The organism is Streptomyces sp. NPDC030021, from assembly GCF_055574035.1.
Genome location: NZ_JBVIAH010000004.1, coordinates 49232 through 56267 on the forward strand (window position 1 = coordinate 49232; position 7036 = coordinate 56267).

The 7036-nt window shown below is 78.3% G+C and carries 3 protein-coding genes; all 3 read right to left on the reverse strand.

Annotated elements, in window-relative coordinates:
* Positions 1 to 25: 25 nt before the first annotated feature.
* The 3 genes from ACZ4YL_RS09105 to ACZ4YL_RS09115 are packed head-to-tail and all read right to left on the reverse strand — an operon-like array spanning position 26 to position 6941.
* Positions 26 to 1909, reverse strand: a complete 1884-nt coding sequence (locus ACZ4YL_RS09105; RefSeq protein ID WP_468114931.1) for a hypothetical protein — start codon at positions 1907 to 1909, stop codon at positions 26 to 28.
* A complete protein-coding gene (locus ACZ4YL_RS09110) occupies positions 1906 to 5787 on the reverse strand; it encodes a vWA domain-containing protein (RefSeq protein ID WP_468114933.1) in 3882 nt (1293 codons plus the stop codon). Before ACZ4YL_RS09110 ends, ACZ4YL_RS09105 begins: the two co-directional genes overlap by 4 nt.
* Positions 5784 to 6941, reverse strand: a complete 1158-nt coding sequence (locus ACZ4YL_RS09115) for an ATP-binding protein (protein WP_352041034.1) — start codon at positions 6939 to 6941, stop codon at positions 5784 to 5786. The genes ACZ4YL_RS09110 and ACZ4YL_RS09115 overlap by 4 nt, the downstream gene beginning before the upstream one ends.
* Between the last annotated feature and the right edge of the window lie 95 nt (positions 6942 to 7036).

A 7036-nucleotide genomic window follows, 5' to 3' on the forward strand; every position in this document is an offset into this window, starting at 1 on the left:
TACGTCCTATCAACTGACTCACCGGTCAAAGAGACACGCACTGGACCGCCGCCCAGGACGCGGCGATCAGGCAGCGTTCCGCCGCCGCCAGGTGGGTGGCCGCGGCCAGCCAGGCCCAGGCGTAACCGTCGGGCGAGGGGTCGGCCAGCCGGCCGAACACATCGCGGGGACGGCGGTCGGCCTCGGCGGCGAGCGCGGCGGCCAGGTCCGCCGCCCCGGTGAGCCCGGCCCGGCGCAGCGGGCCGTACGAGGCGGCGGCCAGGGACTCCGTGCCGCGGGCCGCCTCCGCGACGGCGCGGCGGCCGCCGGCGACCCCGGTCTCCAGGAGACGGCGCACCCGCCACAGCGGGGAGTCGGCCAGCGGGTCCGGGCCCTCGGCCGCCGGGGGCGGTACGGGGGCGGCGGCGCCCTGCGGGAAGTGCGCTCCCTGGAGGCGGTCGTAGCCGAGGTCGGCCCGGCCCAGCCATTCCTCGGGCAGCCGCAGCGTGTGCTCCGCGTCCGGCACCGGGCCCACGGCCAGGGGGCGCAGCGTGGCGGTGCGGTCCAGGTCGGGGCGGCCCAGGACGCGCAGCAGGAGCCCGGGGTACGAGCCGATGCGGCGCAGGTTCTCCGTGTGCGCCAGCTCCGGATGCGGATGCGCGGGCAGCAGCCGCAGCAGGGGCGCGTCCGGGCGCGTCTCGCGCACGAGGAGGTGTTCACCGGCCGCGCCGACGACGGTGACGTCGCAGCCGAGCAGCGCGGACTCGGCTGCGTCCGGGGCGGCGAGCAGCTCGGCGACGGCCTCGGCGGCCGGCCGGGCGAAGAGCGGCGCGGCGGGCCGTTCGGTCCAGGAGATGCCGGGCAGCGGGGTCGCCCTGACCCCGCGTCCGGCGCCGAGCCGGCCTTCCGGAGAGACGGTGGCGCCGACGACGCGCAGGCCACCGCGGGCGAGGCCGGCATGGTCGAGAGTGGCGCCGCCGAGGGCCACGGAGGCCGAACCGGCGCCGCGGGCGCGGGCCAGGCCGCCCGGTCGGACGTCGGAGACCGAGTAGGGGGTGCCGTCCGGGGCCAGCAGGTGGGTGACCACGCCTCCGTATCCGGTGGCGGAGAGGACGGGTTCCCGGCACAGGCCGTGCACCTGGAGGCTGCCGCCGGGCGTGTAGGCGCGGCGGGCGGTGCCGGTCAGTGCGGGGTCGGCCGCGCCGGAGGCCAGCATCCCGGCGGTGTGGAGGAGCTCGCGGAAGGCCCCGGTGAGGTCGCCGAGCCGCTGGCCGGCCCGGCGTTCGCGGGCGGCGCGCAGGCCGCGTACGACCCGTAGGGCGGCCGCTTCGGCGCGCGGCAGCCCGGCGAGGCGGGCGGTGTGGGCGGCGCGCAGCAGCTCGGCCTGGACCACCGCTCCCCCGGCGGTGACCCCGGCGGCGAGGGCTTCGGCGGCCGCGTGCCAGAGGGCGCCGGCGGCGCGCAGTTGGGCCGCGGTGAGGTCCGGAGCGGGCGCGGTGGTCCCGACGGGCCGGACGGGTTCCGCGGAACCGGTGGGATCGGCGGGATCGGCGGTCCCGGTGGGATCGGCAGGACCGGCAGGATCGGCGGGATCGGCGGGATCGGCGGGATCGGCCGTTGGGGTCGGCTCCGGCGGGCTGTCCGCGAGCGGGGCCGCGCCCAGGGCGGCGGCCCGGTGCAGGCAGCGAGGTGCCAGCAGGCAGCTGCACGTGGCCTGTTCCGCCGTGGTGATCGTGCCCGCCGGACCGGGACTCAGGGTGACGAGGGCGTCCTCGCCGAAGCGGAGGGTGACCGTGCCGTCGGCCGCGAGGACGGCGCCCGTCGCGCAGGCCTCGGTGGCGGCGTCCAGCTTCTTGCGCAGGCGGGGGGTGAGGTGCTCGACGGCTTCGGCGAGCACCTCGGGGGCGACAGGCGGCAGTTCGGTGCTCAACGGGACTCTCCACGGAGGCGGTCGCCCACCCAGCGGGCGAGGGCGAGGGGACTGAGGGCGGCCACGGGCATACCGGCCGCCACGAGTTGCCGCGCGACCGGGACCGAGTACCGGGGCGTCCCCTCGTCGTCGAGCGCGGCGCAGCCCAGCAGGTGGGCGCCGGAGGCGGCCAGCGCGCGGACCTCGCCGAGGAGCCCGCCGATCGGCGCGCCCTCCTCGAAGTCGCTGACCACGACGACCAGGGTGCGGCTCGGGACGGTGATCAGGGAGCGGGCGTGCGCGAGACCGGCGGCGATGTGCGTGCCGCCGCCGACCCGGACCTCCAGCAGCAGGGAGAGGGGGTCCTCGACCTGGTCGGTGAGGTCCACGACCTGGGTGGAGAAGGCGAGGAAGTGGGTGGACAGGGTCGGTACGCCGCCCAGCACGGCCGCGGTCAGGGCCGACCAGATGACCGAGGCCTCCATGGAGCCGGAGACGTCGACGACCAGGATCAGCCGCCAGTCGGCCTCGCGGCTCGCCCGGGTGCTGAAGACGGGCCGCTCCGGGACCACGACCACGCTGCCGTCGGCCCGGCGCCGGGTGTGCGCGAGGTTGGCGCGCAGGGTGCGGGCCAGGTCGAGCTTGCCGCCCGGCCGCCGGGTGGGGCGCGGCGTGGCCAGGCCGGAGAGGGCCGGGCGCAGCCGGGTGGCGAGCTCCTTGGCGAGTTCGTCGACGAGCCGCCTGACCAGGGGGCGCAGCCGGGCGAGTTGGGCCTCCGGCAGCCCGCCGGCGAGGGACAGTACCGAGCTCAGCAGTTCCACCGAGGGCCGCACGGCCGCCGGATCGAGCTGGGTGAGGACGTCGGTGCGGCCCGCTTCGGCCGCTCCCGCCAGCACCTCCTCCCGTACGTCGGCGCCGAACAGCGCCTCCAGCTCCTGCGACCACTCCCGGGCGGTGGGGAAGGAGGCCTCCTGGCCGCGCCCCTGGCCGAGGTCGAGGTCGGAGGCGCCTTCGCCGCGCCCCGCTCCATACAGCTCGTCCAGCGCGTGGGCGTAGCGCCGGGCGCCGGCGGGGAGCCGGTCCCGCTCGCGGCCGAGCAGCAGCCGCCAGCGGTCGGCGGGGGCGAGCCGCGGGCCGTCGGCCCGGGCGGACGGCGCGCGCGGGGCCTCGAACGCCTCGGCGGCCGGAACCGGCGCCGGCGCTTGTGTCCCGGGCAGCGGGAGGGCCTTGAGGGCGGCGAGTCCGGCCGCGTCGGCCGCGGCCCAGAGGGCGAGCAGGGCGGGTGACGCGTCGAGCGCGAGATCGATCCGGTCGCCGAGCCGCTCGGTGACGGTGTCGAGCAGCCGGTCCCGGGCGGCGGGCGACAGGGTGTCGAAGCCGCCGCGCAGTGCCGGGAGCCGGTCGAGGAAGTCCTGGTCGGCGAGGTGTTCGACGCGGTCGAGGAGCGGGGTGAGGGCGGCGGGCGAGGACTGCAGCAGGGGCCCTGCGGCGGTGAGGAGTCCGCCGAGCCGCCGCGTCAGGGCGCGCCGGCTGTCGGCGGTGCCCGCGCCGTCGATCCATCCGGCGGCGCGGCCGCCGAGCTCGGCGGCCGCGTCGAGGTCGAGCAGGACCCGTACGGCCAGGGCCGCGCCCTGCATCATCGGCGCCGCGGCGGCGGCGAGTTCGGCGAGGGCGTCGTCCGTGCGCAGGCCCAGGTGGTGGGCGGCGGCCCGGTCGGCGAGGGCCACGAGGGCGGCCGCGTCGGCGGGGTCCTCGCTCCCGGCGAGGCCGGGCAGACAGCGCACGGCCGCTTCGAGGAGGTCTCCGGCGAGGTCCGCGGCGGCGGTCCGGGCCGCCGCGGAGGTGCCGGGCAGGTGACCGCGGTGCAGGGCCTCCAGGAGGTCGAGGGCGTCGAGGAGTTCGGGCAGGGTGGCGGTCTGCGGCAGGGCGGTGGCCGCCTCGTGGAGGCGTACGCCGACCAGCTCGGGCAGATCGCACCGCGCGGCGGCGGCCAGCCCGGCGAGGATCTGCGCCGGGGTCGGCCCGCCGTCGGCGGCGGCGCGGCGGGCGGTGTCCCGCAGCGTGCCCGCGGCCGCCTGGGCGGCGGTGACTCCGCGCACCCCGGCGAGATCCAGCCGGGCCGGGACGGAAGGCGTCCAGGACAGCCGCCACTTGGTGCCGAGGGCGGTGCCGTCGCCGGTGGCGGCGACGGTGAGGGGCTCCCCGTAGGAGGCGCCGCACACGAGGAGCCGTTGCAGCAGGACTTCGCGACGGCCGTCGAGGGCGGAGCGGAGCGGGTCGAGGCGGATCTCGCGGGGCGCCGGGTCCTCGGGGGACGGCAGCCGCAGGGCGGCGAGTTCGGCTTCGACCGAGGGGCCGAGGCCGGAGCGGGGGGCGTGCGGGGTGATCCGGCCGCGGGCGGTGCCGACGAGCACGGCTTCGAGGGCGCGGGCCAGCGCCCGGCCGCGGCCGAGCGGTTCGCCCTGGCCGAGGACGGTGGTGACGGCTTCGAGGAGCTCGCCGCGGCCGGGCGCGGGCAGCGCGCGCAGGGTGGCGAGGTCGCAGGCGAGCCGCAGGGTCTCGGCGGCCTCGCCGGTGCCGGCGGTGTGCCCGGCGCGGCGCAGCTCCCGGCAGAGCCCGGTGACGGCGACGGAGGCGGCCTCGCGGACCCGGCCGGGGTCACCGCCGGCTTCGAGGACGGCCTGCTGCCAGCGGGGGTCCCGGATCCCGGCGGGGTACCCGGAACGGGAGTCGAGCAGGTCGAAGGAGTACGGCACGAAGGAGGTGACGGCCGCCGCCGCGTCTGCGGCCGGCGCCCCGGAAGCGGCGGCTCCGCCGTGCCGGGGGCCCGGGACGGCCGAGTTCGGCCCCAGGGTCGTGACTGCGTCGGAGCCGGAGCCAGCGCCGGAGCCGTGGGCGGATCCCGAACCGGTGCCGGAGGCGGAGGCGATGGGAGAAGCCTGGACGTCGCCGGTGCCGGTGCCGTGTGCGGAGCCAGGCCCGTGACCGGAGTCCACGTCGGAAGCGTGACCGGAGCCGCAGCCGAGGTCCGGGCCGACCGCGTCACCGGACCCGGAACCGGCGTCGGAGCCGCCACTCGGGGCGGAGCCCGAATCGGAACCGAGGCTGGAACCGGAACCGGAACCGGAGCCGGGCTCGGTCGGCGAGCCGCCGGCGGTCGTGCCCGGGAGGACCGGGGCGTGGAAGGCCCCGATCACCGCGGCCACGCGGTGGCCCGCGGCGACCGCGCCCGCGATCACGCTCCGCATGTGCGCCTCGCGGGCCAGGTCCGTCGCCGGGACGGCGCTCGTGTCCGCGCGCAGCGCCCAGCCGACGCCGAGCGCCGCACGGCGTACGGCCTCCGGGGAGCACCCCGGTGCGAGGACCTCGACGGCCCGGTCCCACAGGTCGTCACCGTCGCGCCCCGTACCGGCCGCTGTCAGGGCGTCTGCGAAGGACCCCCCGGGCCGCGGCCCGGCGAACGCCCCACCGGCAGGGTCCGCACCCTGGTCCGCGGCCGCGTCCTGCCCCAGGTCCGGGGCCGGGGCCTCGGTCGGCCGGGTCCAGGCGCGGTCCGCCAGCGGGAGGTCGCAGCAGATGACGGCCGCGCCGGCCGCACGGGCCCAGCGGATCGCGGCCAGTTCCGGGGAGAAGTCCGCGAACGGGTAGAACGCCAGACGGCCGTCCTCGCCCGTGCCCGCGAGGGCGACCGGTGCGACGGTCTCGGGGTCGGCGAGGTGCTCCAGCCAGGACTGGAACTCCGCCGGGAGCTCGACGCAGACCACGTCGGCGCCCGAGGCGTCCAGCAGGGCCGGCACCACCGCGGCCAGCGCGGGGCTGTGGTGGCGCACCCCGATGAGGTACGGCTCACGGGCAGCGGCGAGGGACTCGACCGCGGCGCGCGGGTCGGTGTGCGTCAACGCAGGCTCCCGCGCAGGTCCCAGAGGCGGCGCCACATCGGCGAACCGTCCTCGGCGCGGCGCCGGACCGGGCCGTCCCAGTACCCCAGCAGGCGTCCGTGGTCGGCCGGGTCGTCCTTGCGTACGACGCCCAGCAGGTGCCCCGGCAGCAGGTCCAGCACGTCCCCGCCCGGCAGGTAGGCGGCGGCGACCCCGAGCGAGGCCGCCACCTGGACGGCTTCGGCGGTGGACATGACCGTACCGGGGCGTTCCACGTCCCAGCCCTCGGCGGAGCGGCCGGAGCGCAGGTCGCGGAAGACGGTGACGAGTGCGTCGAGCACGGCGTCGTCGACCCCGAAGGCGGCACCGGCCCGCTGGACGGCGGCCACCGCCTGTCGGCGGATCAGGGTGGCCTCCGCGTCCGCGTCGGCGATCGGGGCGACGGTCTCGAAGTTGAAGCGGCGCTTGAGCGCGGCGGACATCTCCGAGACGCCGCGGTCGCGCAGGTTGGCGGTGGCGATGACGGTGAAGCCGGGGGCGGCGGAGACCACCGCGTCCTCGGTGGCGGTCAGTTCGGGCACGCTGAGCCGCCGGTCGGACAGGATCGACACCAGCGCGTCCTGCACCTCGGGCAGGCAGCGGGTGATCTCCTCGACGCGGACGACGCGCCCGGTGCGCATGGCGGAGAGCACCGGGGAGTCGACCAGGGCCTGCGAGGTGGGGCCCTGTGCGAGCAGCAGCGCGTAGTTCCAGCCGTAGCGGAAGGCGTCCTCGGTGGTGCCGGCCGTGCCCTGGACGGTGAGGGCGCTGGTGCCGCTGACCGCGGCCGCCAGCAGCTCGGACAGCATCGACTTGGCGGTACCGGGCTCGCCGGTGAGGAGCAGGCCGCGCTCGCCGGCCAGGGTGACGACGCAGCGCTCCACGAGGGCGCGTTCGCCGACGAACTTGGGGGCGATGGCCAGCTTGGCGGGGATTCCGGCGCGGCGCTTGGGCAGGGCCAGCTCGGCTCCGTCGCTGCCGCAGACGAAGGTGACGACGGCGCGCGGGGTCAGGGCCCAGCCGGGCGGGCGGGGGCCGGGGTCCTGGGCGGCGAGGAAGGCGAGCTCGGCGGCGTGGCGCTCCTCGGCGGGCAGCACCTGCCGGGCGGCGGGGGCGGTTTCTTCGGTGACGGTCATCGGGTCCTCTGGAAGGTGTGGCGGGAGGTCGGTGCGGGGCGGGGGGGGGGGGGGGGGGGGGGGGGGGGGGGGGGGGGGGGGGGGGGGGGGGTACG